Source organism: Paenibacillus sp. P46E, assembly GCF_001909095.1.
In the GTDB taxonomy this organism is placed as follows: domain Bacteria; phylum Bacillota; class Bacilli; order Paenibacillales; family Paenibacillaceae; genus Paenibacillus_AQ; species Paenibacillus_AQ helianthi.
This window is the reverse complement of record NZ_LVYZ01000027.1, coordinates 1-24824: the sequence shown is the minus strand read 5'-3', so window position 1 is coordinate 24824 and position 24824 is coordinate 1. Positions and strand designations below refer to the sequence as shown.

General features: G+C 51.2%; 22 protein-coding genes, 8 tRNA genes, 1 rRNA gene and 1 riboswitch. Of the genes, 3 read left to right on the top strand and 28 right to left on the bottom strand.

Annotation, left to right across the window (positions count from 1 at the left end; all coding sequences use genetic code 11):
* Positions 1-49: 49 nt before the first annotated feature.
* A riboswitch (TPP riboswitch) is annotated at positions 50-156 on the bottom strand.
* Between the two features lie 74 nt (positions 157-230).
* The 12 genes from trxB to A3849_RS05970 all read right to left on the bottom strand — a co-directional run bounded on the left by trxB (position 231) and on the right by A3849_RS05970 (position 12216).
* On the bottom strand, positions 231-1184 hold the full coding sequence (gene trxB / locus A3849_RS06025) for a thioredoxin-disulfide reductase (protein WP_074110588.1): 954 nt from the start codon (positions 1182-1184) through the stop codon (positions 231-233).
* 19 nt (positions 1185-1203) lie between these two features.
* Positions 1204-2937, bottom strand: coding sequence for a tetratricopeptide repeat protein (locus A3849_RS06020; protein ID WP_074110587.1), 1734 nt, complete (start codon positions 2935-2937; stop codon positions 1204-1206).
* Positions 2938-3202: 265 nt separating this feature from the next.
* Positions 3203-4153: a ribose-phosphate diphosphokinase gene (locus tag A3849_RS06015; protein WP_062523658.1), complete on the bottom strand. Its 951-nt coding sequence runs from the start codon at positions 4151-4153 to the stop codon at positions 3203-3205.
* A gap of 23 nt (positions 4154-4176) precedes the next feature.
* Positions 4177-5004 (bottom strand): histidinol-phosphatase HisJ, encoded by an 828-nt coding sequence (hisJ, locus tag A3849_RS06010; protein ID WP_074110586.1) that lies wholly within the window; start codon positions 5002-5004, stop codon positions 4177-4179.
* 15 nt (positions 5005-5019) lie between these two features.
* Positions 5020-5748, bottom strand: coding sequence for a bifunctional phosphoribosyl-AMP cyclohydrolase/phosphoribosyl-ATP diphosphatase HisIE (hisIE, locus tag A3849_RS06005; RefSeq protein WP_074110585.1), 729 nt, complete (start codon positions 5746-5748; stop codon positions 5020-5022).
* On the bottom strand, positions 5745-6503 hold the full coding sequence (gene hisF / locus A3849_RS06000) for an imidazole glycerol phosphate synthase subunit HisF (protein WP_074110584.1): 759 nt from the start codon (positions 6501-6503) through the stop codon (positions 5745-5747). Before hisF ends, hisIE begins: the two co-directional genes overlap by 4 nt.
* 423 nt (positions 6504-6926) lie before the next feature.
* Complete coding sequence (gene hisA / locus A3849_RS05995; RefSeq protein WP_074110583.1) at positions 6927-7664, bottom strand: 1-(5-phosphoribosyl)-5-[(5-phosphoribosylamino)methylideneamino]imidazole-4-carboxamide isomerase; 738 nt, start codon at positions 7662-7664, stop codon at positions 6927-6929.
* A 67-nt stretch (positions 7665-7731) separates the two neighbouring features.
* The gene (gene hisH / locus A3849_RS05990; protein ID WP_074110582.1) at positions 7732-8355 is read right to left on the bottom strand and encodes an imidazole glycerol phosphate synthase subunit HisH; all 624 of its coding nucleotides are present in this window, start codon (positions 8353-8355) and stop codon (positions 7732-7734) included.
* Between the two features lies 1 nt (position 8356).
* Positions 8357-8968, bottom strand: coding sequence for an imidazoleglycerol-phosphate dehydratase HisB (gene hisB, locus A3849_RS05985; RefSeq protein WP_074110581.1), 612 nt, complete (start codon positions 8966-8968; stop codon positions 8357-8359).
* Entirely contained in the window at positions 8958-10286 is a 1329-nt protein-coding gene (hisD, locus tag A3849_RS05980) for a histidinol dehydrogenase (protein WP_372237748.1), read from the bottom strand. Before hisD ends, hisB begins: the two co-directional genes overlap by 11 nt.
* A gap of 2 nt (positions 10287-10288) precedes the next feature.
* A complete protein-coding gene (hisG, locus tag A3849_RS05975) occupies positions 10289-10945 on the bottom strand; it encodes an ATP phosphoribosyltransferase (RefSeq protein WP_074110665.1) in 657 nt (218 codons plus the stop codon).
* A gap of 53 nt (positions 10946-10998) precedes the next feature.
* Positions 10999-12216 (bottom strand): ATP phosphoribosyltransferase regulatory subunit, encoded by a 1218-nt coding sequence (locus tag A3849_RS05970; protein ID WP_074110580.1) that lies wholly within the window; start codon positions 12214-12216, stop codon positions 10999-11001.
* Positions 12217-12565: 349 nt separating this feature from the next.
* Here A3849_RS05970 and gnd point away from each other — a divergent pair, with 349 nt between their 5' ends.
* From gnd to gntK, 3 genes are all read left to right on the top strand, one after another.
* The gene (gene gnd / locus A3849_RS05965; RefSeq protein WP_074110579.1) at positions 12566-13468 is read left to right on the top strand and encodes a phosphogluconate dehydrogenase (NAD(+)-dependent, decarboxylating); all 903 of its coding nucleotides are present in this window, start codon (positions 12566-12568) and stop codon (positions 13466-13468) included.
* Between the two features lie 133 nt (positions 13469-13601).
* Positions 13602-14273, top strand: a complete 672-nt coding sequence (locus tag A3849_RS05960; protein WP_074110578.1) for a GntR family transcriptional regulator — start codon at positions 13602-13604, stop codon at positions 14271-14273.
* A 64-nt stretch (positions 14274-14337) separates the two neighbouring features.
* Positions 14338-15867 (top strand): gluconokinase, encoded by a 1530-nt coding sequence (gene gntK / locus A3849_RS05955; protein ID WP_074110664.1) that lies wholly within the window; start codon positions 14338-14340, stop codon positions 15865-15867.
* A 104-nt stretch (positions 15868-15971) separates the two neighbouring features.
* On the opposite strand, the gene A3849_RS05950 is transcribed toward gntK, so the two are convergent.
* From A3849_RS05950 to A3849_RS05875, 16 genes are all read right to left on the bottom strand, one after another.
* On the bottom strand, positions 15972-17123 hold the full coding sequence (locus A3849_RS05950) for an acyltransferase (protein ID WP_074110577.1): 1152 nt from the start codon (positions 17121-17123) through the stop codon (positions 15972-15974).
* Positions 17124-17341: 218 nt separating this feature from the next.
* Positions 17342-17860 (bottom strand): acyltransferase, encoded by a 519-nt coding sequence (locus A3849_RS05945; protein ID WP_074110576.1) that lies wholly within the window; start codon positions 17858-17860, stop codon positions 17342-17344.
* Complete coding sequence (gene ppaX / locus A3849_RS05940; RefSeq protein ID WP_074110575.1) at positions 17857-18510, bottom strand: pyrophosphatase PpaX; 654 nt, start codon at positions 18508-18510, stop codon at positions 17857-17859. The genes A3849_RS05945 and ppaX overlap by 4 nt, the downstream gene beginning before the upstream one ends.
* 9 nt (positions 18511-18519) lie before the next feature.
* The gene (gene lgt / locus A3849_RS05935) at positions 18520-19551 is read right to left on the bottom strand and encodes a prolipoprotein diacylglyceryl transferase (protein WP_074110574.1); all 1032 of its coding nucleotides are present in this window, start codon (positions 19549-19551) and stop codon (positions 18520-18522) included.
* A 12-nt stretch (positions 19552-19563) separates the two neighbouring features.
* Positions 19564-20502: an HPr(Ser) kinase/phosphatase gene (gene hprK / locus A3849_RS05930; protein WP_074088701.1), complete on the bottom strand. Its 939-nt coding sequence runs from the start codon at positions 20500-20502 to the stop codon at positions 19564-19566.
* A gap of 332 nt (positions 20503-20834) precedes the next feature.
* On the bottom strand, positions 20835-21956 hold the full coding sequence (locus tag A3849_RS05925; RefSeq protein WP_074088700.1) for an ABC transporter ATP-binding protein: 1122 nt from the start codon (positions 21954-21956) through the stop codon (positions 20835-20837).
* Between the two features lie 110 nt (positions 21957-22066).
* On the bottom strand, positions 22067-23161 hold the full coding sequence (locus tag A3849_RS05920; RefSeq protein WP_074110573.1) for a PucR family transcriptional regulator: 1095 nt from the start codon (positions 23159-23161) through the stop codon (positions 22067-22069).
* A gap of 583 nt (positions 23162-23744) precedes the next feature.
* Positions 23745-23817: transfer RNA gene (locus tag A3849_RS05915), tRNA-Lys, on the bottom strand.
* A gap of 7 nt (positions 23818-23824) precedes the next feature.
* Positions 23825-23910 (bottom strand) — tRNA-Tyr (locus A3849_RS05910).
* A gap of 6 nt (positions 23911-23916) precedes the next feature.
* Positions 23917-23992 (bottom strand) — tRNA-Phe (locus tag A3849_RS05905).
* A 27-nt stretch (positions 23993-24019) separates the two neighbouring features.
* Positions 24020-24097 (bottom strand) — tRNA-Asp (locus A3849_RS05900).
* Between the two features lie 15 nt (positions 24098-24112).
* Positions 24113-24188 (bottom strand) — tRNA-Thr (locus tag A3849_RS05895).
* Positions 24189-24220: 32 nt separating this feature from the next.
* A tRNA-Val gene (locus tag A3849_RS05890) sits at positions 24221-24296 on the bottom strand.
* An 8-nt stretch (positions 24297-24304) separates the two neighbouring features.
* Positions 24305-24381: transfer RNA gene (locus A3849_RS05885), tRNA-Met, on the bottom strand.
* A gap of 26 nt (positions 24382-24407) precedes the next feature.
* A tRNA-Ser gene (locus tag A3849_RS05880) sits at positions 24408-24499 on the bottom strand.
* A gap of 79 nt (positions 24500-24578) precedes the next feature.
* Positions 24579-24824 (bottom strand): 23S ribosomal RNA (locus A3849_RS05875); the annotation flags it as partial.

Below are 24824 nucleotides of genomic sequence, written 5' to 3'. Positions count from 1 at the left end.
CACCTGGAGCGGCTTTATTCATGAACAGCCAAATAAGGCTGTGCTCAAAAAAGGTCCGACTCCACTTTCCTACGCTGGTATGATCCAGATCAGGTTCAAGGGTCCGGGAATTCAATTTTCCCGTCTCAGCCTATTCAGGCTCCCCTAGTGGGTATCTTATCTAATTAAATATAATCTACTTTAGCAGGTATTTATTGTCAATCAAAAAATTTGCTTAACCCGCATTGTCGTTACTTATCCAGCGTTTCGCTCCAGTCATGTACCATAGCGCCTTCCAAATATTTCTCGGCATCCATAGCAGCCATGCAGCCGGTTCCTGCAGCTGAAATCGCCTGCCGGTAACGGGTATCCTGAACATCCCCACAAGCGAACACGCCGGGAATGTTGGTTTCGGTTGTTCCTGGGTTCACAACGATATAGCCGTTGGCATCCGTAGTAATCTGACCGCCCAGGAACGCGGTATTCGGTGTGTGGCCGATAGCGACAAATACGCCATCTGCTTCCACGAGCTCCTCAAGACCCGTATCATTGTTACGGACGGTAAGTCCCTTCACCCCGTTATCCCCAAGGGTCACTTCAAGCGGCGTGCGGTTCAGTGCCCAGGCCACTTTGCTGTTCTCCCGCGCGCGGTCCTGCATAATCTTCGAAGCGCGCAGCTCCGGACGGCGGTGGACCAGGGTTACGCTAGAAGCGAACCGCGTGAGGAAGCTGGCTTCCTCCATCGCGGAGTCGCCGCCACCGACCACGACAATCTTTTTACCACGGAAAAAGAAACCGTCGCAGGTTGCACAGGTACTAACCCCGCGTCCGACATTCTCCTGCTCTCCCGGTATGCCCAGGTACCTAGCCGAAGCACCAGTTGATATAATCACCGACTCTGCTTCCAGTACACCCAGACCATCCACGGTTACTTTGAAAGGGCGCTGCGAGAAATCCACAGAATCCACCCAGCCATTCTTAAATTGAGCCCCAAAGCGTTCTGCCTGCTTGCGCATGTTATCCATCAGATCCGGACCTAGAATACCTTCAGGAAAACCAGGAAAGTTCTCTACCTCTGTCGTCGTAGTCAATTGTCCTCCTGGCTGCAATCCTTCAATAACAAGGGGGCTGAGGTTGGCGCGTGCCAGGTAAATCGCAGCAGTTAATCCTGCCGGACCTGTTCCGATTACAATTGTTTTGTACATTAGCAAGTCCTCCTAAGGGTCAGATATTTTCCGTAAATGGCGGCAAAATGTCTGCTGCCGCCCCGTCCTGCGTTAACTCGCATGCTTGATGAATACGGCGTGCGTACCGGCTTACCATGGAGACGGAAACGCCGTAATGCTGGGCAGCCTCCCGGTAGGTAACCGGATGACCATGAAGCTTGGCAGTTAAATATTCCAGAGCCGCACACCAGCCCTCTGCATGCCGGAACAAGGGCACATCCGGATAGAGGCGGGCTATGAACTGCTTCCAGAGAAGCTCGGCATCCCGTTTCTGGGCGGCATCCAATCTCCGGTCCATCACAGCAGCCATATGATCTATAATCCGCTGCCAGTCCTCTTTCCACTCTGGCGGCCCTTTATGGCTTGATACAACCGGTTCCTGAATCACCCTCTGGACTACACTTTCCTCCGGACTGCCGCCGATCAGCCGCTGCAGACTGAGAAGCGCAGCCTCCTGCAGCGGTTCCTGCTCCGAAACTCCCTTTAGAACATCGGATATTTCATCGTCCTCAATCCAGCGTAGCGCTTCTGTCACCTGGAGCTTCGTACTAGCATCACCGTAGCGCAACGCCCAGAAGAACGAAGCGCGCAGCAGCGGATTATTCTGTACTTCTTCCGTGAAGCTGTCTGTATTGTTCTTCCACTGCTTCAGCTGCTCCTGAAAAGGCAGCTGATAATTATAGCTTACCGGAGGCAGCGGCCTGCCCTCTGACTGTGCCAGCTGCATCTGGGACAGGAAAAACTTCGGAACTGCTGAGTCCGGGTCCAGCCTGGAAGCCATTTGCCAGCAGCGTATAGCCTCAGTATGAAGCCCGCTGTTGCTGGCCGCCGCTGCACAATAATGGTACAAGCCGGCATCCCCGCCGACCTCTTCATCCTTCAGCAGACGGCGGAAATGTCCATATGCAGTATGGTGCTTGCCCAGTATGCCCATCGTTGTCGCCATTTTAAAAACATGCTCCTGATGAAAAGGCACTGTCGCTTCTAGCATACGCACCAATCCCGCCAGCTGGTCCTGATCGCCGGCATATTGCAGGAAAATCGCCATGTTGCAGAGGGCATGCAGGTTGCCCGGGTCCTGCTTCAGCACTTCGCCAAGACATTCCTTGGCTTTGGCGAAGCGGCCCATATAGAAATAGGCAAGAGCCAGATTGTTATGCGCCGCCAGGAAGTCTGGAATGTTCTGGACAATCTCTTCAAGCAGCTTGACCGCTTGCGGGAATTTACCTTCCTCCAAAAGACTCCGGGCTCTGTCATGCTCCACCACACCTTCCCGGCTGCGGATCCGGACTAACGGAGCGGGCCGGTCCAGCTCATACTGCAGCAGTTCCATCAGCTCTTCGGACTCAGCCATAAACTCACCGCTTGCATCCTCTTGCAAATAGGTCACAAGACTGCGCTCCGCCTCTTCAAAGTTTTCCATATTAGCGTAGTTATTAGCCATGTAGAAGTGGCACTCTGTCATAGACGGATCAATCTCTTCCAGAACATGAGTCAAGATGTCGTTGGACGCCTCGTATTTCCCCATTTCGGATAATATACCCGCCATATTGCAATGATTTACCGGGTTTTCCGGCTCATATTCAACAGCTTTGCGAAAATTCTTCAATGCCTTATCATATTGAAAGCGGTCCAATGACCGTACGGCTCTTTCAAAGAAAAAATTGGCATCCAGAGTGACGGGAATCACGTTACCATTCACCGCGTTATTCTCTGAAGTTCTCTCAATCATGGAAGCAAGGCACCTCCCTTTGTAAGCTTCCTTATCCTCACGAAAAATAGGAGAGCGGCAGCAAACGCCTGCCCGGACTCCCACCTAAGTGCCGTCGTTTCCATTTTTGGTCCCGACTGTCTTCACACAGTATACCACATGTGGCAGGGGGATTCTCAAGATTGGAAGGGACTCTCCAGGAGGAAAAAGCTTCAAAAAGCTATTCAAGCCCCCCGATTGTTCAGTCTGGTTTGTCTATTGTCCTAATATAAAAAAGACGCAGGAATTAAATCCCCGCGTCTCTGAACAGCTTATCAATAGAACCGCCTTCAATAATAATGCGTGTGGCTTCAGCCAGCATAGGTGCTACGGAGAGCACAGTGAACCGGCTGGAATGATCATCCGGCAGCGCAATGGAATCGGTAACGACAATTTCATCTATATTGGGGTGAACCATACGGCTTAGTGCATCTCCCGAAAAGAGTCCATGAGTTGCACAAACGATGCTGTTCTTCGCCCCGCGCTCCTTCAGGCCTTCCACCACATTCACAATCGTTGTGCCTGTATCGATCAGGTCCTCGATAATAATAGGCGTCCGTCCCTCTACATCACCAATTACATGCGTAATCACCGATTCATTATGAGCCGGGCGCTTCTTGATCATAATAGCAAATGGTGAGTCCAGACGGCTGGCCAGCTTCTCTGCCATGGAGGCACGGCCTGCATCCGGAGATACCACAACCAGGTCGGACAAGCCTTTTACCTTCAGATATCCGCTGATCAGATCAAGTGCTGTCAAGTGATCTACCGGGATGTTGAAAAAGCCCTGAATAGCCGCCGCATGCAGATCAATCGTAATCACACGGGTAGCTCCGGCGGTTGTAAGCACATCCGCTACCATCTTGGCCGATATCGGCTCGCGCGGCGCGGATTTGCGCTCCTGTCTGGCATAGCCGTAGTAAGGCACAATAATATTCACCGTTCTTGCCGACGCCCGCTTAGCCGCATCAATCATGACCAGCAGCTCTACGAACAGCTCATTAATGGGGTGAGCGAGGGATTGCACCAAAAATACGTCACAGTTCCGGATACTCTCTTCATAATGCACATAAATCTCGCCGCTCTTGAAGCGGGTCAGCTTAATCTGGCCCAGCGGTGCGCCCAGACGCTCCGCAATATCAGCGGCCAGCTTCGGATTCGACGAACCGGAAAAAATACGCAATTGATGATGATGCATAGTACCCTCCTGGGGATCAAAATTTATAGTTCAAACGGAACCAATGTACGGACGCGACCCTCAAACACAGCCAATTCGCGGAAACCGATGTGCCACAGCAAGCTGCGGGCCTCCTGCAAGCCGTCTCCCAGCTTCATTGGATCATGGGCATCAGAGCCCAGGGTGAGCGGTATGCCCAGCTTCAAAGCCTGCTGCAGCACATGCTCAGCGGGAAACATCTCCGCGCAGGGCTTGGTAAGTCCTGACGCGTTAAGCTCCATCGCAGTGCCGCTGCCTGCTATCGCACTGAGCGCCTCCAGCTCCATCGCCCGCACCTTGGCCTTACCCTCCGGTGTCTGTGGACCATAGCCAAACCGTTTGATAACATCCATATGTCCTATAATATCATATAATCCCGATAACGCCGACTTCCGCACAGCATCATAATACCGGCGGTAAACCTCCGTCACATCTTGACCTTCCCAGCCATGCGTCTGGCGAAAATCCGTAATGTCCCATTCTCCGAGAAAATGCACCGAACCGATCAAATAGTCCCAGGGATACGGTGCCAAAAGCTCACGGATCTGCTCCTCGTAGCCCTCGATATAATCGGCTTCCAGTCCTACACGCAGCTCAATCCTTCCGCGATAACGCTCCTTGAGGTTCAGACATTCGTCCACGTAGCGGGGAAGCTCGGATAACGGCATCGCCATCTCTGGATAGTAGGTATCCGGGTCTACATGAATTAGCGGCAGGTGATCAGACAAACCAAGCTGCTCCAGCCCCAGTTCAATCCCCCGCTGCACATACTGTTCAAGGGTTCCTACTGCATGTCCGCAGCGCTCATGGTGGGTATGGTAATCAATACGCATGCTGAAGGCTCCTTCCTAATCACGGCGCGGCCGTTCATGGCGGGCGCTCAGTTCCTCCATAATCTCATCCAGCGGAAGCTTGCGCTCCTGCAGCAGCACCAGCAGATGGTAGATCAAATCACTGACCTCAAGGCGCAGCTCGGCATTGTCTTTATTTTTGGCGGCGATAATCGTTTCCGAGGCCTCTTCACCCACCTTTTTCAGAATTTTATCAACACCTTTATCGAACAGGTAGGTTGTATACGCGCCTTCCGGCCGTTCTGCTTCCCGCTCGGCAATCACCCGCTCCAGCTCCCCGAGAACGGCAAAACGCTCACTGTCGCTCAGGCCCTGCGAGGCAGTCGCGGCAGTTGGTTCCTTAACGCTGCCTGCTGCTGCCGGATGGCTCAGCGGGAGCTCGCGGAAGAAACAGGAGGTCTCCCCTGTATGGCAAGCTGGCCCTTCCGGTACAACCTTCAATAGCAGCGTGTCGCTGTCGCAGTCATAATGGATGGAAGTAATAGCCTGGGTATTGCCGGAGGTCCCCCCTTTATGCCACAGTTCACTGCGTGACCGGCTCCAGAACCAGGTCTGTCCGCTCTCCAGCGAGAGCTGCAGGGATTCTTTATTCATATAGGCAACCATTAGCACTTCCAGACTGTTCGCATCCTGCACCACGGCAGGGAGCAGTCCAGCTTCATTCCAGCGTATGCCCTCTAATACTTTCTGTTGGCTCTGGGCTGTTAATTGCTCTGCTTCGCTCATCGGATCTCTACCCCTTTTTGCTTCAGATCTGCCTTCAAATCATGAATGGCGATTTCTTTATAGTGAAAAATCGTCGCCGCCAGTCCAGCGTCGGCTTTGCCTTCCGTAAATACATCATAAAAATGCTCCATCTTCCCTGCTCCCCCCGAAGCAATCACGGGAATGGTAAGCAGGTCACTCACTGCAGCGGTCAGCTTCAGATCGAAGCCGTCCTTCGTGCCGTCCGCATCCATGCTGGTCAGCAGAATCTCGCCTGCTCCCAGCTTCTCGGCCTCCTTGGCCCAGGTCAGCGCACGGATTCCCGTAGGCTTGCGCCCGCCGTGCGTATATACTTCCCATTCGCCCCAAGCCTCATTGTATTTGGCATCCATCGCCACTACAATACACTGGGCTCCGAAACGCCGGGCCCCTTCGAGAATGAGCTGCGGATTATTGACCGCCGCTGTATTGATACCGATTTTGTCCGCACCCGCGCGCAGGATGCGCTTCATATCCTCCGGAGTAGAGATCCCCCCGCCCACTGTAAAGGGGATGGCAATTTCACCTGCGGTCTGCCGCACGACTTCAACCATCGTGGCCCGGCCTTCCACAGAGGCGGAAATATCCAGAAATACAAGCTCATCGGCGCCTTCCCGGTCATACAATGCCGCCAGCTCCACCGGATCACCGGCATCGCGCAGATTCACAAAGTTCACGCCTTTGACTACCCGCCCGTCTTTAACATCCAGACAGGGAATGATGCGTTTGGCTAACATGAAATAACCCCTTTCCATAGTTTTCGAGTGAAAACCTTTTACGATCCAACCTTTTCGATCCCCCTAGGAAATTTCGATCCCCCTAGGAAATTTCGATCCCCCTAAATCCCCCTTAGCCAAGGGGGACCCCAAGGGCCCCGGCCCTCTGGACACCCGGATGGCTGGCGTGGGCAGGGGCCTGGGCTCCCGGGCGATTATGGCTAATGAGCGCTTACCCCTGCGGGGCCGCTTCTACGTCGGCGCACCTGCAAGGGCAAAACCTTAAACTTTAAACCTTAAACCTTAAACAACTTTCGTGTTCCACGTTCTGGCCCCTCACGGGACGGCGGCTTCGAACCGCCTGCGTAAAGAATAACCATAAGATGAACTAAACTTGGAATCGAGCTCAAACTGCATTCGTGCAGCTAAAGCCTGCCGGTCATTCTACTTCCCGTTTAGAGCCTGCAAAGCCTTGGTAAGATCAATATTGCCAGTGTATAGCGCTTTGCCGACTATCGCACCGCCGACTCCGCTGCCGCTATGTACGTTAAGGCGCAGCAGGTCGTCCAGACTTGTAACGCCGCCAGAGGCGATCACGGTTTTACCGCTGGTAGCGGCCATGGATACGATGCCCTCGATGTTCGGACCCTGCATCATACCGTCGCGTGAGATGTCGGTGTAAATGAACGTTTCGGCACCTTTGGCTGCCAGCTCCTTGGCCAGATCCTCTGCACGAACCTCAGAGGTGTTCAGCCAGCCATGAGTGGCAACATAACCGCCACGGGCATCGATGCCAATCGCCACTTTGTCGCCGTATTTGGCGAGCACAGCCTCTGTAAAGGCATGATCGTTGATGGCGGCTGTACCGATAATGACACGGCTGACGCCGAGTCCCAGCAGTTTTTCCACATCCGCAAGCGTGCGGAGGCCTCCGCCTACCTGTACGGGAACACCCGCGTTTTTGGCGATCGCCCCGATGATGGCGTCATTTACCGGATGTCCGGCCTTGGCTCCGTCCAAATCGACGAGATGAATAAATTTCCCGCCCTGCTCTTCCCAAGATCTGGCTACCTCTAGCGGGCTATCGTTATATATGGTTTCCTGGTTGTAATCACCCTGCTGCAGTCTGACGCATTTTCCATCCCGGATATCAATCGCCGGATATACGATAAAAGAAGACATGAGGCGCTCCCACTTTCGCTACAATATAGTTATATAGAGAGTTTCTTAAGTTCATTATATACCGGGCTTACACCCGCGTACCCTTCAGTTGCAAGAAATTGCCCAGCAGCTTCATTCCCAGCTCTCCGCTTTTCTCCGGGTGAAACTGCATACCGAATACATTCTCCCGGCCTACAATAGCCGTAACCGGATGACCGTAATCTGTGATGGCGAGCAAATCGCTCTGCTGTTTCATGACAGCATGGAAGGAGTGGACAAAATATACATGCCCTGCTTCAAGTCCCGCGAACAACGGACTCTGCGGCTGAAGGAAATCCAGCTTGTTCCAGCCCATATGCGGGACTTTATAGCCCTCACGCGGTGCAAAACGGACCACCGAGCCAGGCAGAAGATCAAGCCCTTCATGAGTGCCGTATTCTTCACCGCTGGTGAACAACAGCTGCATTCCGAGGCATATCCCCAGCAGCGGCTGTCCTGAAGATGCGGCTTCACGGACCACAGCATCCAGCCCGCTCTCCCGCAGATGCTCCATCGCATCGCCAAACGCACCAACACCCGGCAAAATGACGCTATCGGCAGCCAGAATCTCCCCGGCCTCACCCGTCACAAGACTTTTATACCCGAATCGTTCCACCGCCTTGCTGACACTATGCAGATTGCCCATGCCGTAATCGACGATTGCAACGGTCATTCTACAGCACTCCCTTCGTGGAAGGCACACCCTTCACGCGCGGGTCAATCAGTGTCGCTTCATCCAGCGCGCGGCCCAGCGCTTTGAATATCGCCTCGATCATGTGGTGGGTATTCGAGCCATAGTGCACGATCACATGCAGTGTAATCCGCGCCTCCAGTGCGAATTTCCACAGAAATTCATGCACCAGCTCGGTGGAAAAGCTTCCAACCTGTTGTGATGGATACGCAGCACGGTACTCAAAATGCGGACGGTTGCTGATATCGATGACCACCTGAGCCAGTGCCTCATCCATAGGGATGAAGACACTCGCGTAGCGCTTTATCCCTTTTTTGTCGCCCAGGGCCTCACGAAGCGCCTGTCCCAGACAAATGCCGATGTCCTCCACGGTGTGGTGATCGTCAATGTCAATGTCGCCCCGCGCCTGCACGGACAGATCAAACTGGCCATGCTTTGTAAATAAATCCAGCATATGATTCAAAAACGGGACATCCGTCTCCAGCTCCGAAACCCCGCTGCCGTCCACGGCCAGAGTGAGCTTGATATCCGTTTCATTGGTTTTGCGGCTAAGTCCCGCTTGGCGCACGGCCTGGGCCTCGTTGTTATTTTCCATTTCCGTCTCCACCCTTCGCTTCGTTCTGCAGTCTGACCTCTATTGCACGCGCATGGCCTTCCAACCCCTCGCGGCGGGCCAGCTCGATAATCGTCGCCCCGTCCTTCAGCAGCGCTTCCTTGCTGTAATAGATCAGGCTTGATTTCTTAATGAAATCATCCACATCGACCGGCGATGAGAACCGTGCTGTGCCATTGGTCGGAATAATATGATTGGGGCCGGCAAAATAGTCGCCGACCGGCTCCGAGCTGTACGGGCCCAGGAAGATCGCTCCGGCATTCTCGATGCTGCCGAGCAGACCCATCGGATCCTCTGTCACAACCTCCAGATGCTCCGGCGCAAGCCGGTTCACAACGGAGATCCCTTCCGCCAGCGACTCCACGACGATGATCGCGCCGTAGTTGTCCACGGAAGCGCGCGCGATGGCCTCGCGCGGAAGCTCACGTAGCTGCCGTTCTACTTCGGCAGCAACGGCCTCCGCCAAGCGCTGCGATGGCGTAACCAGGATGGCCGAGGCCATCTCGTCATGCTCGGCCTGCGAGAGCAGGTCGGCCGCGACGTAGGCGGCCTCAGCGGTATCGTCGGCGAGCACGACGATCTCGCTCGGTCCGGCGATGCTGTCGATATCGACAGCGCCGTAGACCTCGCGTTTGGCCAGGGCCACGTAGATGTTCCCTGGCCCGCAGATCTTATCGACCGGCACGATAGACTCCGTGCCGAAGGCCAGTGCGGCGATCGCCTGCGCGCCGCCCACGCGGTAGATCTCGTTCACGCCGGCTTCTGCGGCGGCAACGAGGATGTAAGGATCGATGCCCTCCGTGCCGCCGGTCGACGGCGGAGTGACCATCACAATCTCCGGCACTCCGGCAATCTGAGCCGGAATTACGTTCATCAGCACTGAGGACGGGTATGCCGCCTTGCCGCCGGGCACGTATACGCCCACTCGCTTCAGCGGGCGGATGATCTGGCCCAGGATCGTGCCGTCCGGCTGCAGATCCATCCAGGAATTGCGTTTCTGCCGGGCATGAAACGCCCGGATATTGGCTGCTGCGGCGCGGATCGCCGTTACAAAAGACTCCTCCACCCTGCCGTATGCGGCCTGGAGCTCATCTGCCGTCACCCGCAGCTGTGCTGCAGTAAGCGCAGCGCCGTCGAACCGCTCCGTATAGCGGAGCAGTGCCGCGTCGCCTTCTTTTTTGATATCGGCCACAATTTCTTTCACGGCCTTATTCTGCTCAGGCGTTCCGTACTCTACTTCACGCTGAAGCTTAAATTCCTTGCTTGATTGAACCTTCACCGCTGCTTCCCCCTTTTGCATCCTTAGCGCTCTACTCCGCCCGTTGCCGCTCCCGGTCTGGTGATAACCGCCTGCAGACGGTCGCACAGCTGCTGAATTTCTTCGTTCTTCATCCGATAGCTTACACGGTTAGCCACAAGACGGCTCGTAATCTCGAAGATGCTCTTCATCTCCACCAGCCCATTGTCCTTCAGCGTCTGGCCGGTCTCCACCATATCAACAATACGGTCTGCAAGACCGATTAGCGGTGCAAGCTCGATGGAACCATTCAGCTTCACAACCTCCACCTGCTGCCCCTGCTCGCGGAAATAGCGGGATGCCACATTCGGATATTTCGTCGCCACCCGCTGTTGAATACCCGGCTGCCAGTTCGGTAGACCGATAATTGACATCCGGCAGCGCGCGATCCCCAGATCCAACAGCTCGTAGACATCACGATTTTCCTCCAGAAGCACATCTTTGCCAACAATTCCGATATCTGCGACACCATATTCCACATAAGTGGGAACATCGACCGGTTTGGCCAGGATAAATTCCATTCCCGCTTCCGGCAGTGAGATCACCAGCTTCCGTGACTCTTCACCGTCCGGTGGAATCGGCAGCCCCGCTTGACGGAACAACTCAGCTGCTTTATTGTAAATCCGACCTTTTGGCATGGCCACTTTCAATATCTGCGCCATCATCATAGACCTCCGTTTCCATATCTTCGCCTATATACCTGTATATGTAGAACTTAGCCATGCTCGCTGACAAAAGAAACGAATGTATAAATCTCTCCGTACGTTTCGCCTTCCGCTTCGACCGCATTTGTGTCCAAACGCTTCACTGTCATCAGATCACCAGCCTCGCTGGTAAGCCGCGTCACCACTACATGGCCTTCAGCCCGCAGCCGCGCCGCCTCCTCCAGTCCTTCTTTGCGCCGGGATGCGTCGTATTGGATCAGGACCGGAAGCTCTTCCTCTTCCGGTACGCCGGATACACCGTCCAGAATACGGTTCGTCTTCAAAGAGAAGCCGGTTGACGGAGTGGGGCGCCCGAATTGCTGCAGCAGATTGTCATAACGTCCGCCGCTGCATACCGGAAATCCAAGCTCCGAGGCATAGCCCTCAAAGGTCATCCCTGTATAATAGGAGAAGTCGCCAATCATCGTCAGATCAATCAGGACATGCTGAGAGACGCCATACGACACCAGTACTTCCCACACCTTGCATAAATGCTCAATCGAGGTACGGGCCAGCGGATGGCTGCTGAGCTCCAGAGCTTGACTGCAGATTTCCTTGCCTCCCCGCAGCCGCAGCAGTCCATCCAGCTCGTTCTTCTGAGCATCAGTCAGCTCAAGCTGGCGGAGCGTCTCGCGGAAGGCCACATAATCACGGTTTAGCAAATGGTTCTTCAGTTCTTCCTGTGCTTCCGGAAGACCAGCTACCGCCTCCTGGAACAACCCGTCGAGGAAGCCTACATGCCCCATGGCGATTTTGAAAGACTTTACTCCCGCCGCCTGCAGCGAGGAAATCGCCAGCGCCACAACCTCGGCATCAGCCTCTGGTGAATCATCGCCGACAAGCTCTACCCCGGTCTGGAAGAATTCCGCTTCCCGCCCCGCTTCCTCCTCAATGGCCCGGAACACATTAGCGTGGTAGGACAGGCGGAGAGGCAGCGGCTCATCTTTTAACAGTGAAGAAACCACACGCGCTACCGGCGCCGTCATTTCCGAGCGCAGCACCAGTGCCTGCCCGCGGTTGTTAAGCAATTTATAGAGCTTCTGGTCGGATGTGGAGCTGGCCACGCCGACTGTATCGTAATATTCCAATGTGGGCGTAATCATCTGCCGGTATCCCCAGCGGCTCATGCAGTACAGCACATCATTCTCGATCTTGCGCAGTTTGGCCACTGCACGCGGGAGATAGTCACGCACGCCGGCCGGCTTCTCGAATCCCTTTGGTTTGGACATCTTCATTGGTCACCTCGTCAGATATCATCAATAGTAGGAAATAAACACTTTAATATGGTACAGTGGTAGTAAAGTAAAGCAGTGGCAATATCGTATCACGGACTATCCTGTACGTCAATTGAACCTTTGATATATAGAATAGCATAATTGCTTACATATAGAGTGATGTTGAAACTTTTATATATTGTCCCCCATTCACACCACTTAATAGTCGGGAACCTTACTCTCACGAATATTAATGACATACAAGATTTCCCTTTACAAGCTATTCAGTGCAGTAGTAAGATACAAACAAAGTTGTATACAAGTACACAAGTTACTGTGAGAATCTGCTAAGGAGTGAACTACAATGAAATTGGGCATGATCGGACTGGGTAAAATGGGTTTTAACCTGGCACTGAACCTGATGAACCATGGGCATGAGCTTGTAGTCAGCGATATCAACCCGCAAATGGGGCTGCAGTTAGCCGAACGGGGCGCACTTGCCGCTTCATCCTTGGAGGAAGTGGTTGCGAAGCTTGAACACCCCAGAATAGTCTGGGTCATGCTCCCTGCCGGCGAGATCGTAGGAGGAGTGATTGATAGTCTATCCAGGCTATTGGATGCGGGGGATATTATCATTGATGGCGGCAACTCCCACTATAAGGAATCCATTGCACGGGCAGGGAAGCTGAGTGAGCGCGGCATTTATTTGTTCGATGCCGGCACATCCGGCGGAACGGAGGGGGCTGAGCATGGAGCCTGCTTAATGGTTGGGGGCGATCCGGAGGTATTCAAGGACATTGAACCGCTATTCCGTGATCTCGCGGTCGAGCGCGGTTACCTGTACGCAGGGGAAAGTGGCAGCGGCCATTTTTTGAAGATGATCCATAATGGTATTGAGTATGGAATGATGCAGTCCATTGCCGAAGGTTTTGAGCTGCTGGAGAAAAGCCCGTTCGACTTTAATTATGAGCAGGTTGCCGGACTGTGGTCGAATGGATCTGTGATCCGCGGTTGGCTGATGGAGCTTGCACAGAACGCTTTTGCCAAAGACCCGAAGCTTTCCGAAATCCGCGGGGTGATGCAGAGCTCGGGAGAAGGTAAATGGACCGTTCAAACTGCGCTTGATCTTGAAGCCAGCACACCGGTTATTGCCCTCTCTCTACTGATGCGCTACCGTTCCCTTGAGGACGATACTTTCCACGGCAAGGTTGTCGCTGCGCTCCGCAACGAATTTGGCGGTCACGCTGTTGTGCAGGAGAAGGACTGATTTGAATTACAGAATGCGCTCTAGGCAAGGAAAGGTGCAGGTTACCGGATGGAACGGTGAAGACATTGTATGCTAAAATTAATGGAATGCTTGGTCTTAGCTTGCAACTAATTACACAGAGGAGTCCTTTTACATGCATTATCCTGCCACATGGCTGCAAGGAGCTTCCCTTGGAGAATCGATTGCCTGTGAACTCAGGCTACAAATCATAAATGAAAATATCAAACCAGGCGAGGTGCTTTCGGAGAACCGGATTTCAGCCGATTTTGGCATTAGCCGTTCTCCGGTCCGTGAGGCACTCAAGACCTTGGCTGGCGAGGGATTAATCCGTCTGGAAAGAATGGGAGCCGTTGTTGTAGGACTGAACATCAAAGATGTTGAGGAGCTCTATGATGTCCGGTACCTCATCGAGAGCTTTGCCCAAGAACGGCTCGCCATGAATATACAGGATGCGCTAATCCGGCAGCTCGAACAGAGTATCGACAGAATGAAGCTGGCCATCACGCACAATGATTACGTTGAGTTTGCCCGCCAGGACTTCTTTTTCCACGAATCCATTATCACCGAAGCGAAGCACACCAGGATTCTTCATTTATGGAACAGCATCCGTTATATTGTAATGACCGTCATTCTAATTACTACCGAAAAAGGCTTTACCCTCGGAGAGGAACGGATGCATTGGATAGCAGAGAAGCACCGCGTGGTTATAGAGGCCCTTCGTTCAAGAGATCGTGAAACGATCCATAAGGTGGTCCAGGAGTATTTCGCCGATTCTTCTGAAACGCTGATTCGCAGCCTGTCCTAATCATTTTAAATATCCGGGTAGCATCTTCATTGGAAAGAAGGTTTGCAGATTGGGCACATCCTATATGCTAGGCGTCGATATTGGAACTACAAGCACTAAAGCTGTCCTCTTTGAGGAAAACGGAAAAATTGCCGCACAAGCGGATCAAGGCTATCCGCTGCACACCCCTTCATCCTCGGTTGCAGAACAGGACCCGGACCAGATCCTGCATGCTGTAGTCCATACCGTCGGAGCCGTCATGAAGGACAGCGCCATCAGGCCCGATTCTGTCCTTTTTCTTTCGTTCAGCTCCGCCATGCACAGTGTAATTGCAGTAGACCATACGGGGAATCCTTTGATTGCGTGTATTACATGGGCAGATAACCGAAGTGCTGCCTGTGCAGCACGCCTGCGGGACGAATTAGGCGGCCACGAGCTATACCTGCGTACAGGAACACCTATTCATCCTATGTCCCCGATCACCAAGCTGATGTGGCTGAGGGAGGAGCAGCCGGAGTTGTTCCGCCAGACATACAAATTCATTTCCATTAAGGAATACATCTTCGCCAAGCTCTTCGGTGAATATGTCATTGATTATTCTATAGCCTCTTCCACCGGCATGTTCAATTTAGAACAGCTGGACTGGGATACGGAGGCCCTGAGTATAGCCGGCATTACCGCGGAGCATCTCTCCAAGCCTGTTCCCACTACTCAGAGTATGCAGGGCCTGCTGCCTGGTTGGCCTGAGAAGCTAGGTTTGTTGCCAAACACCCTGTTTATAGTTGGTGCCAGCGACGGTGTACTTTCCAATCTTGGTGTGGGTGCTATTAAGCCAGGAGTCGTTGCTGCCACAATCGGAACCAGCGGAGCCATCCGCACAGTTGTCGACAGGCCGCTTACCGATCCCAAGGGACGGATATTCTGTTATGCCCTGACAGAGAAGCACTGGGTCATCGGGGGGCCAGTGAACAACGGGGGAATGCTTTTCCGTTGGGTGCGTGATGAATTCGCTGCCTCCGAGGTGGAAACAGCCAAACGTCTGGGTATTGACCCCTATGAGGTGCTGACACGCATTGCGGAGCAGGTTCCGGCGGGCAGTAACGGCCTCCTCTTCCATCCCTACCTTACTGGAGAACGTGCACCGCTATGGAATCCGGATGCCCGGGGTTCCTTTTTTGGCCTAACGATGAATCACCATAAAGAGCATATGATCCGTGCCGTGCTGGAAGGTGTCATTTTCAACATGTATACTGTGCTGCTGGCCATGGAGGAGCAGATCGGACAGCCGGCCAAGATTCATGCCACCGGAGGCTTTGCCCGTTCTTCACTGTGGCGGCAGATGATGGCAGATATTTTCGACCAGGAGGTTGTCATTCCAGAGAGCTTCGAGAGTTCTTGTCTGGGGGCGGTTGTGCTTGGCCTTTACGCTACCGGACGCACAGACACCTTTGATATTGTTTTTAAAATGATCGGCTCGACCCATCAGCATCATCCAATCAAGGAGCACGCTGACGTCTATAAACAGCTGCTGCCGATTTATATCTCCGTTTACCGCAGTCTGGAGAGCCATTATCAGGCTATCGCCGAGTTTCAGCGGGAACAAGCCGGAGAGTAACAGCCGCTCTACCCGTTTTGCTTAATATACCAAACAAAGCGCCGACCCGTCGCAGGATGCGAATGGTGGCGCTTTGTTTGGTATGATCTTTGATAGGATGAATGCTACAGGGCTGCCTTTTTCTTCGGCATCTGCGGTCCGGAACCGAATACAATCCAGGCAGGCTTCACATAACGGAAGACGAGAGCAACCACGAGCCATGAACCCAGCAAGGCTACAAGCCAACCGCCGGCAATTGCCGCCGTGTATGCAAGCGAACCCCCGTGAAGCGGAAGTTTTCTATACAGGAAGAGCAGCGCAGGATGAAGCAGATAGATTCCAAAGGAACAAGCACCGATAGAGATCAGCAGACGGCTCAGCAGACGCCTCCCTGTCCCATAGAGCAGGAACGACAGTTGCAGCAGCACAATACAGGAGAGCAGTGCATGCAGATTGGAGAAGCCTTCATACCACAGGCTGTTAATTACCGTTTTTTTCGTATAGTTATTGAACCAGAGCTCTACATGAATGATTCCAGCGGCAGCCCATAGTACCCAGAGCATAATCCACCCCGGACCTTTACCGGAACGCCAACCCTCACGCGAGAGGATCAGCCATTTTTTCAATGAGCCATAATAGACGGCAATTGCCGCCCCCAGCAGAAAGTAGGAGAAATAGGTAATAGCCAAACTACCTTTGGACAATTGCCAGTAACCGTGATTGGTCATGTATTTATTGAGCAGCACGAATCCCCATTGCAGCAGCAGACCTACTATGGGAGCCCAGGCTGCAAGACGCCGGACCTTCTGAAGACACCATAACATGAGCGGGAACAGGATATAGAACTGGATAATAATGATGATGTAATACAGATGCGTATACGCTGTCCCGGTAAGCAGATACTTTCCAAGCTTCCGGGCCATTTCATCCAAAGGCATACTCCAGGTATGACCTGCTGTCATCTTTAGAATGAAGTACATGAGTGAAAATACAACATAAGGCAAAATAATATATATCAGCCTACGGCTATAAAATTTCCCCAGTGTTTTTCCGCTTAGCGGACGGTCAATATAATTGTAGAACAACACAAATCCGCTCAGAAAGACAAATGAAGGTACGGCGAACTGGCTGAATTTGTTAATGAACAAAAACGGATGGAACATCGAGGTATCCAGTGTCTCCGCAAGTGTGCGTGAAGTGGCATGTATAGCGATCACCGCAAATATCGCAACTGCCCGAAATATATCCAGCTGCGGAATTCTTTCCTTTTGTCTCATTTCATTTCCTCCTGTGAACTCGCACCCCAGGTGCCTGTATCCAATCATATCAATTGCTGCCTGTCCAACATTGACAACGTAGTCTGACCTAAGTATATCGCCACAATCCGCCATTTGAATACTTAAAGGTTGCTTAACATTTCTGTTTTACACAACAAAACCCCGCAGTTCCTGCGTAAGTGCACGCAATCTGATCCTGCAGGGCAACTTTTATTGCATCACTTATCTTCAAATACTTCTTCATTGTTCATCCCGGATGATGGCTTCAGCTCCCGCAGCGGATTGCCTCCAACAAAGGAACCTGCGGCTACATCCTTATGCACTACCGAACCTGCCGCTACAATCGCCCCATCCCCGATGGTTACGCCAGGGAGAATCGTTGTATTGGCGCCGATCAGCACATTTTCACCTATAATGACCTCACCCAGGCGGTACTCCTTGATCAGGTATTCGTGTGCGAGAATGGTAGTGTTGTAGCCGATCACTGAATTCTCACCCACCGTAATCTTTTCCGGGAAAAACACATCCACCATGGCCATCAATCCAAACGCCGTGTGCCTGCCAACCTTCATACCCAGAACGCTGCGGTATATCCAGTTCTTCAGCGAAAGAATCGGACAATACCGGGCAATCTGAATAAAAATAAAATTGCGTATACCCTTCCAGGGACTAACCGTACGGTAAATGTACCAAAGGGAATTATGTCCTTCCACGGGATAGCGGGTTACTTTTCTCACGGTCCCATCGTCCCCTGCTCCACAATATCGAAGATGTCCTTCATCTCATGAATAATATAGTCGGGTTCATATTTCCGTAATGTCTCTTCACCTTTGAGTGACCAGGCTACTCCCGCTGCAAGGACACCTGCTGCCTTGGCCGACTGAATATCAACCACACTGTCTCCCACCATCAATGTTTTTCGGGGATCAACACCCAGGTTGCTGACAGCCTTCAGAACCGGTTCCGGATGTGGCTTAGGCTGAACTACATCGCTTACGGTAACAATCGTCTCCATATACTTTAGCAGATCGAACATCTCCAGCGCCCTCATTGTAGTCGGACGAATCTTGGTCGTTACAATTCCCAGTCTGATGCCACGCCGTGACAGTTCTTCCATCGTCTCATTCACATGGGGAAAAGAACCAATCAATTCGTCATGATGAGCATTGTTATAGGCCCGGTAGGCAAGCTCCAATACACTTGTATCCTCTAGACCAGAAAAAACTCTCATCTGCTGCTGAAGCGTAGTCCCCATATGAGGAATAATCTGTTCCCGGGTTATCGGGGGCAGATTATTCTCCCTGAGCGCATGTATGAATGAGTTGATAATCAGCTCATTCGTATTTACAATCGTTCCGTCCAAATCAAATAGTACACATTCTATCATTAGTTTCCGCTACTCCTTCGATACTTCATCCGGTGTCTTGTCCGGTTCCGGCTGTCTAACCGGCGGGGCACTTTGCGGCGTATGTGCCGCACTGTCCGGAACTATCGTATCTACGGCAGCGACCTTCGTACTGATAATAGGATCCGAGTAATGATCCTTGGGTTGACCCGTTACCCGTCGGACAATGATTATAATTATAGCTGCTACGATAGTCAGCAGTGCCAGCAGCTGCGAGCTGCGGATATTCCCGTAAGCCGGATCAAGGTATCCTTGTTCAAAACCAAACCACTTCATCGGTGTCCATAATCCATTCAGGAACGATGCAACTCCGCTGTTTCCTTGAAATCCCAAGCTGTCTGTACGGAGCGCCTCGATAAAGAAGCGGCCGATGGAATACCAAATGAAATAGGACAAGAAGATTTCTCCTGCACGCACGAACTTTTGCCGGCGCAGGACCATTAGTAGCAGGATACCCAGTAAACTCCAGAGGGATTCATACAAGAATGTGGGGTGATGAAAAGCATCTCCTATGTACATCTGGTTCACAATGAAATCAGGAAGATGCAGCTTATCGCGAAGGAAGGACTCTTCTACAACGCCACCATACGCCTCCTGGTTCACGAAGTTGCCCCAACGTCCGATCATCTGGCCTGCAAGCAGTCCGGGTGCACAAATATCCACAATCCGCCAGAAGGGGTACCCTTTGTAACGAAAATATATGATACCGCAAATAACCGCACCAATCAGAGCACCATAAATAGCGATCCCGCCATTCCAGATTTTGAAGACATCCGCAAAGTTGTCCTTATAATCCTCCCATTTGAATGCCACATAATAAATACGGGCACCAATGATGGCTGAAGGCAAACCAAGGAGCAACATATCCATGAAGAATTCCTGTGAAATATTGAAGCGCTTGCCTTCCTGAATGGCTAAAAGTAATCCAACCAACGCACCGACACCAAGTATTAGACCATACCAGTGAACCGGCAGAGAACCGATAGAGAAGACAATCGGATCAATCGCTAATGAAAAAAACATGCTCTCACACTCCTAGTCCAAATCATCCATGTCTTCAGATATGGTGGCAGTAAGCTTATTGGTAAATTGCAATGCAGCATTGTAGCCCATCTGCTTCAAACGATAGTTCATTGCTGCCACTTCTATAATAACCGCAAGGTTACGTCCAGGACGCACGGGAATTGTCACAAGGGGTACATCCGTATCAATAATCCTAGTCGTTTCCTCATCCAGTCCAAGCCGGTCATACTGTTTGTCCTGCTGCCAAGCTTCCAGTCTGACCACCAGTGTAATCCGTTTATGATTACGAATAGCCCCTGCACCAAACAGTGTCATAACATTGATGATCCCAACACCACGGATTTCAAGCAGATGACGGATCAATTCCGGTGCCGTACCATGCAGCTGATTATCCGAGGTTTGACGAATTTCCACCGCATCATCGGCAATCAAACGATGGCCGCGTTTTACAAGCTCAAGCGCTGTCTCACTTTTACCGATACCGCTACTGCCGGTAATGAGCATGCCCACACCATACACATCACATAGAACACCATGAATCGTAGCTGTAGGTGCCAGTTTCCCTTCCAAAAAGCTGGTGAGTCTGCTGGAGAATATTGTAGTCGCCATCGAGCTTCGCAGCACTGGCAGTCCCTTTTCATTGCTAATATCGATAAGCTCCTGAGGCACATCAAGGGCTCTCGTAATCACAATACACGGTGTATTGTCGTTACAGATCCCGCGAATTCTGCTCTTGCGCTCTTCATCCGGAAGCATTGAAAAAAAGGCCAGTTCGGTTTTGCCTAGAAGCTGAACACGTTCCTCCGGATAATATTCAAAATAACCGGCCATTTCAAGTCCCGGACGATTCAAATCATCCACTGTAATAGGTCTTTTCAGACCCTCTTGTCCGGAAACAACCTCTAACTGAAAATGCTGCACCAATTCGGATACTTTTACCTTCTTAGCCATGTGTGTCCGTCCTTTCGTCACCAGCGGTGTTATCCGCTCGCCCGCATTTGGTTAATACTAATTCCCATTCCAGCCGCAGGTAATTCTCCTGCTATCTTAATGGATAACGTCAATGAATGCAATCTTAATAGCCGCAGTTCCTCCCGCATGAAGCTGATGAATAACCTGAATATTATGAACATCAGTATGTAAAAATAAACAGCCCCACTTGGTGGGGCCTAGGCTTCAGTCCAAATGCAAGGTTTGTAGAGGATCTTCAATAAATAAGGTTGGTCCTGTTTATCAAAAAAGCCGCCTTCTCAGGCGGCTTAGTTCAAGCAGATCTAACTATCTTATCCGAGCAAAATGTTAAGTTCGGATTCTTTATCGAAGAGATGGATTTTGTTCATGTCAATGGCCAATTTTGGCTTGCTGCCTTCACGAGTAGTAGAACGTCCATCTACACGTGCAATTACAGTGTTAGTTCCAAGACCGCTCAAGTACAGGAGCATTTCATGACCAAGGTTTTCAGTAACATCAACCAGTGAAGTGAAGATTGTATTCGGTGAAGCTTCCAGGAATACTGGTTCTTCGTGAATATCTTCTGGACGAACGCCCATAATTACTTCTTTGCCGATGTAGCCTTTGTTGCGAAGCAGTGTAGCTTTGCCGCCTGGAACTTCAACATCAAGGTTCTCAGCACGGAAGCGTACAGCACCACCAACATCAGACAATGTACCGTTGATAAAGTTCATTGTAGGGGAACCAATGAATCCGGCTACGAACAGGTTCGTAGGCTCATTGTACAGTTCTTCAGGAGAAGCAGCTTGTTGAATAATACCATCATACATAACTACGATACGGTCACCCATTGTCATAGCTTCTGTCTGGTCATGTGTTACATAGATACAAGTGGTTTCAAGGCGTTTAACCAGTTTAGTGATTTCCGCACGCATTTGACCACGAAGTTTAGCATCCAAGTTGGAGAGAGGTTCATCCATCAGGAAGACTTGCGGATCACGTACGATAGCGCGGCCCAGTGCGACACGTTGACGTTGACCACCGGACAATGCTTTTGGTTTGCGGTCAAGCAAGTGTTCGATATCGAGGATTTTCGCAGCTTCGCGTACCTTCTTGTCGATTTCTTCTTTTTTCACTTTACGCAGTTTCAAACCGAATGCCATGTTCTGATACACGCTCATGTGCGGGTACAGGGCGTAGGATTGGAATACCATCGCGATATCGCGGTCTTTTGGAGCTACGTCATTGACTACACGATCGCCAATGTACATTTTTCCTTCAGAGATTTCTTCCAGACCAGCAATCATACGCAAGGTTGTGGATTTACCGCAACCTGAAGGTCCAACCAGTACCAAGAATTCCTTATCTTTAATATCAAGATTGATATCGATTACTGTTGCTTTATCGGAACCCGGGTATTTTTTGAAAATATGCTCTAAACGTACGCCTGCCATTTTATTTCCCCCTCGAGTCAATTAGTTAGACTAAAAAATAAATCGCTTTCTTGTACGTTTATCTTACCCCAGACATGCCGCGATGGCTATTTGTAAGGTTCACAAAAAACCTATTTTCTTTTCGTCACTTTATACAATAACATGGCTAACTTCACAATAGCGGCGTCTCCAAAGCTCCGGACATCGGCTCCAGTCTCCTGTTTGATCTTATCCAATCTGTACAGCAGCGTATTCCGGTGAATATATAACTTTTTTGCTGTTTCACTAACATTACAGTCCATCTCGAAAAAAGTCTCCAGTGTCAGAAGCATCTCTTTATCCGCCAGCACGGAAGTATAATCTCCTATTTGTCCGAGCAGTTGTCTTCGGCGATCATCAGGAATACTATTGACTAGACGCTCCATATGGAGCTCCCATGGCAAATGAATATAGTCTCCCACCTGGAATACCCTACCCAAAATGATTGTTTCCCGCAGCAAAGCTACTGACCCGGTCAATCCCTTCACAGGAATAATCGCAGGTGCTACCGCCAGGTGAAATACTCCCACCCACTCGCTGGCAATCAGTTCATGCAATCCCATGCAAGTCTGAGCCAGCAGATCCTCAGCACTCTCTTCCTCATCATCTTTATCATCCCCGCCAGTGAGCAGTTCCTTACGGGCTAAAATTAACCATTCCTTCTCCTGAAGCGGAATAAGCAGAATTTCATTCTCGAAGTAACTCCGCAGCAGCTTCATCAGGGAACGGTAGGTTACTTGCGGGTTATGAACATTTTCGCTGACAAGCAGGAATGGAATCATCTCCCCCACCAGCCGCCCCTTCAAAGTTATCTCATCAGGAATTTCCGCATCATTCTTCTCCTGCTCTAATTGGGCATTCAGCCAGCCGCTAAGCTGACGGGCCTCCAGTTCGCCTTCTTCCTTAAGACCTGTCGCCTTCAGGGCTATAGCGAAATTCCTCGCAGCATAATTGACTAATTGCACTTCTAAAGGGGTCAGCCCATCGAGTTCCAGCCAAATCGCCGTGATTCTCCCCTCGTTCTCATACAAAGGCACCCACAAGTGTCCCTCGTGGAACACTGGCTGTTCCTGCTCTTCTGTACCTATGCCAAAAAGGGAAGCCGAATGCTGCCTCCCAAGCTGTTTGATTCCAGTTCTCTTTCCGGTGAGCTGCTCCAACTTTTGACGCAAAACCTCACTATCCATCGTCACCATACTCCACCACTTTTGCTCTTTTCGCCTATTTTATCACATTTGTCGTCAACATGCGCCTTAGTTAACAAGGTGTTCTGACAAACAAAAATATCACCGAGCATGTATGTGCCCCTTATTTACCGGAAGTAGCAGTTCACCATTTTCAGTTCCTATGCAACCAAATACCGGCGATTGCTCTTCCCTCACGGCTACAGAGCCTATTCAGCATGTACTTTTACACCCCCAGCTCCCCACATATGCTACATATCTGTCGTTGAGGACCTTTTATCAGTCACATATGTTTATTGTATAAAGGGAATTCCCTAAACTCCTGGCAAATTCATAATGTACCGGATTATGACCGAAAGCTACAAATCCATATGCAATTCTGGGAAGCGGTTCATAACCATCCCTGTTTCAACTAGCCGAATTTTGCTAGGATAAGTTTGACTATGTGCAGCAGCAATAAAATACAATTATCCTAAATAAATGAGAGCAGAAATGGCCCTTCTCAACCCAAGCTCAAAACATACTATTAGAAATCATGAAAATACAAAAAAGCCACCACCTAAAGGTGATGACTTTCAGATTGGAATGAGCCATGAAGGACTCGAACCTTCGACACCCTGATTAAAAGTCAGGTGCTCTACCAACTGAGCTAATGGCTCATAAAACTGGTGGAGGCTGATGGATTCGAACCACCGAACACGTACGTGAGCAGATTTACAGTCTGATGCGTTTGGCCACTTCGCTAAGCCTCCACAATATGGTGGCGCGGGAGGGAATCGAACCCCCGACACAAGGATTTTCAGTCCTTTGCTCTACCGACTGAGCTACCGAGCCATATAAACAAGCCTTAAAACATAAAAATGGCGGAACCGACGGGATTCGAACCCGCGATCTCCTGCGTGACAGGCAGGCATGTTAGGCCAACTACACCACGGTTCCGCAATTATTAAAAAATGGTGCCGGCGAGAGGACTTGAACCCCCAACCTACTGATTACAAGTCAGTTGCTCTACCAGTTGAGCTACACCGGCACGGTGTAAAAACTAAATCAAAAGGATAAAAATGGTGGAGGCTGAGGGGTTCGAACCCCCGACCCTCTGCTTGTAAGGCAGATGCTCTCCCAGCTGAGCTAAGCCTCCAGGTATTATGGTAGCGGCAGAGGGGATCGAACCCCCGACCTCACGGGTATGAACCGTACGCTCTAGCCAGCTGAGCTACGCCGCCACAATAATGTAGTAATGGATTTGAAATGGCGGAGAGAGAGGGATTCGAACCCTCGCACCGCTTACGCAGTCTAACCCCTTAGCAGAGGGTCCCCTTATAGCCACTTGGGTATCTCTCCAATTGATATAGCCATGTAAATCCATACAGGAACCTTCATTCCTGAAAACTGAATCCGAAACGAATCTGCGTTTTAAGATTTGGATAAGCCCTCGACCGATTAGTATTGGTCAGCTCCACACGTTACCGTGCTTCCACCTCCAACCTATCTACCTCGTCGTCTTCAAGGGGTCTTACATACTGGGAAATCTCATCTTGAGGGGGGCTTCACGCTTAGATGCTTTCAGCGCTTATCCCGTCCGTACGTAGCTACTCAGCCATGCTCCTGGCGGAACAACTGATGCACCAGCGGTACGTCCATCCCGGTCCTCTCGTACTAAGGACAG

Bases quoted from the DNA above. Each gene is read 5' to 3' on its own strand.
- hprK (WP_074088701.1), bottom strand. From the start codon at position 20,502: ATGGCTAAGAAGGTAAAAGTATCCGAATTGGTGCAGCATTTTCAGTTA.
- hisJ (WP_074110586.1), bottom strand. From the start codon at position 5,004: ATGCGTATTGATTACCATACCCACCATGAGCGCTGCGGACATGCAGTA.
- A3849_RS05950 (WP_074110577.1), bottom strand. From the start codon at position 17,123: ATGAGACAAAAGGAAAGAATTCCGCAGCTGGATATATTTCGGGCAGTT.
- A3849_RS05970 (WP_074110580.1), bottom strand. From the start codon at position 12,216: ATGTCCAAACCAAAGGGATTCGAGAAGCCGGCCGGCGTGCGTGACTAT.
- hisF (WP_074110584.1), bottom strand. From the start codon at position 6,503: ATGTTAGCCAAACGCATCATTCCCTGTCTGGATGTTAAAGACGGGCGG.
- hisIE (WP_074110585.1), bottom strand. From the start codon at position 5,748: ATGAGCGAAGCAGAGCAATTAACAGCCCAGAGCCAACAGAAAGTATTA.
- hisG (WP_074110665.1), bottom strand. From the start codon at position 10,945: ATGGCGCAGATATTGAAAGTGGCCATGCCAAAAGGTCGGATTTACAAT.
- hisA (WP_074110583.1), bottom strand. From the start codon at position 7,664: ATGTCTTCTTTTATCGTATATCCGGCGATTGATATCCGGGATGGAAAA.
- gntK (WP_074110664.1), top strand. From the start codon at position 14,338: ATGCTAGGCGTCGATATTGGAACTACAAGCACTAAAGCTGTCCTCTTT.
- lgt (WP_074110574.1), bottom strand. From the start codon at position 19,551: ATGTTTTTTTCATTAGCGATTGATCCGATTGTCTTCTCTATCGGTTCT.
- trxB (WP_074110588.1), bottom strand. From the start codon at position 1,184: ATGTACAAAACAATTGTAATCGGAACAGGTCCGGCAGGATTAACTGCT.
- ppaX (WP_074110575.1), bottom strand. From the start codon at position 18,510: ATGATAGAATGTGTACTATTTGATTTGGACGGAACGATTGTAAATACG.
- A3849_RS05925 (WP_074088700.1), bottom strand. From the start codon at position 21,956: ATGGCAGGCGTACGTTTAGAGCATATTTTCAAAAAATACCCGGGTTCC.
- A3849_RS05960 (WP_074110578.1), top strand. From the start codon at position 13,602: ATGCATTATCCTGCCACATGGCTGCAAGGAGCTTCCCTTGGAGAATCG.
- A3849_RS05920 (WP_074110573.1), bottom strand. From the start codon at position 23,161: ATGGATAGTGAGGTTTTGCGTCAAAAGTTGGAGCAGCTCACCGGAAAG.
- hisB (WP_074110581.1), bottom strand. From the start codon at position 8,968: ATGGAAAATAACAACGAGGCCCAGGCCGTGCGCCAAGCGGGACTTAGC.
- hisH (WP_074110582.1), bottom strand. From the start codon at position 8,355: ATGACCGTTGCAATCGTCGATTACGGCATGGGCAATCTGCATAGTGTC.
- gnd (WP_074110579.1), top strand. From the start codon at position 12,566: ATGAAATTGGGCATGATCGGACTGGGTAAAATGGGTTTTAACCTGGCA.
- hisD (WP_372237748.1), bottom strand. From the start codon at position 10,286: ATGCAAAAGGGGGAAGCAGCGGTGAAGGTTCAATCAAGCAAGGAATTT.
- A3849_RS06015 (WP_062523658.1), bottom strand. From the start codon at position 4,153: ATGCATCATCATCAATTGCGTATTTTTTCCGGTTCGTCGAATCCGAAG.
- A3849_RS06020 (WP_074110587.1), bottom strand. From the start codon at position 2,937: ATGATTGAGAGAACTTCAGAGAATAACGCGGTGAATGGTAACGTGATT.